Origin of the sequence: Actinocrinis puniceicyclus, assembly GCF_018283645.1 — a bacterium.
Taxonomy (GTDB): Bacteria; Actinomycetota; Actinomycetes; order Streptomycetales; family Catenulisporaceae; genus Actinocrinis; species Actinocrinis puniceicyclus.
The window spans coordinates 1-1108 of the sequence record NZ_JAGSXH010000337.1; the positions used below are offsets into that span (position 1 = coordinate 1).

General features: G+C 66.8%; 1 protein-coding gene. It reads right to left on the reverse strand.

Annotated elements, in window-relative coordinates; genetic code table 11:
• Positions 1-1108 (reverse strand): site-specific integrase (locus KGA66_RS29155; RefSeq protein WP_211472840.1); only part of this gene is annotated, 1108 nt, incomplete at both ends.

The following is a 1108-nucleotide window of genomic DNA, read 5'->3' on the forward strand; positions in this document are numbered from 1 at the left end:
TGAACGATGATGTGGTGTGGCCCAGCAGGTCCTGCACCAGCTTGATGTCGATGCCTGCTGTGAGTGCGTGGGTGGCGGTGCCGTGGCGCAGGTCGTGCAGCCGGATCGGCGGTAGGTCGTGTTCGCGTACCAGTTTGTAGAACTCGTAGGTCAACTGCGCGGGGTGCAACCGGCGCCCGTCGGGGTGGGTGAAGACCAGGTTCGTATCCGGCCAGGCTTCGCCCATGGCGGTGCGGTCGCGTTCCTGTTTGGCGCGGTGGGCCCGCAGTAGCTCGACCATGGGCTCGGCGATCGCGATGGTGCGGTAGGAGTCTTCTGATTTGGGGGCGGTCAGCTTGGTTTCCCAGCCGATCTGGGCGAGTTGGCAGGTGACGGTCAGTTCCCCCGCGTCGAGGTCGAGGTCGTGCCAGTGCAGTCCTGCGGTTTCGCCGCGGCGCATGCCGGTGAAGGCCATCAGGTGGTAGGCGACGGCGAAAGGGTGGCCGCGGGTGGCGTGCAGGAAGGCGATGGTCTGTTCGATGGTCCAGATCATCACCGGGCTGGGCTTCTTGCCGGTCTTGCGCCACGCGGCCACGCGGGGCTGGGTCCATACCAGGCCGCGGGGTCGGCGTCCGCCGGACAGGCGGATGAGTTTGGCGGGGTTGACGGGGATGAGCATCTGCGCGACCGCGTCCGAGAGGGCGGAGGAGAGGGTGGCGCGGATGCGTTTGACGCTGGAGGGGCCGGTGATTCGCCGCGGTGCGCCGAGGGCTTTGATCCGGGCTCTGATTCTTCGCGCGGCGTCGGTGTCTCCGGTCTCGACCGCTTGGCCGAGTTCGACTTTGAGGGCGGCGCGGCGCAGGTTGTCCGCTTCGATCTTCGTGTTCTGCGTTTCGATCGCGTCGACGAGGCCGCGGATGTGGCTCACGCGCAGCTTGTCCAGGCGGATCTTCCCGAGGTGTGGGATGAGGTGGACGCGGATGTGCATCTGGTAGGACATCAGGGTGCCGCCGGCCAGGTCGGCTTTGGTGGTCAGCCATTCGGTGAGGTATTGGCCGAGGGTGAGCGGATTGTCGACGGCTTGGCCGAGGGTCAGGCGTTTGCGGATCTCGTCCTCGTCCGGCAGCGG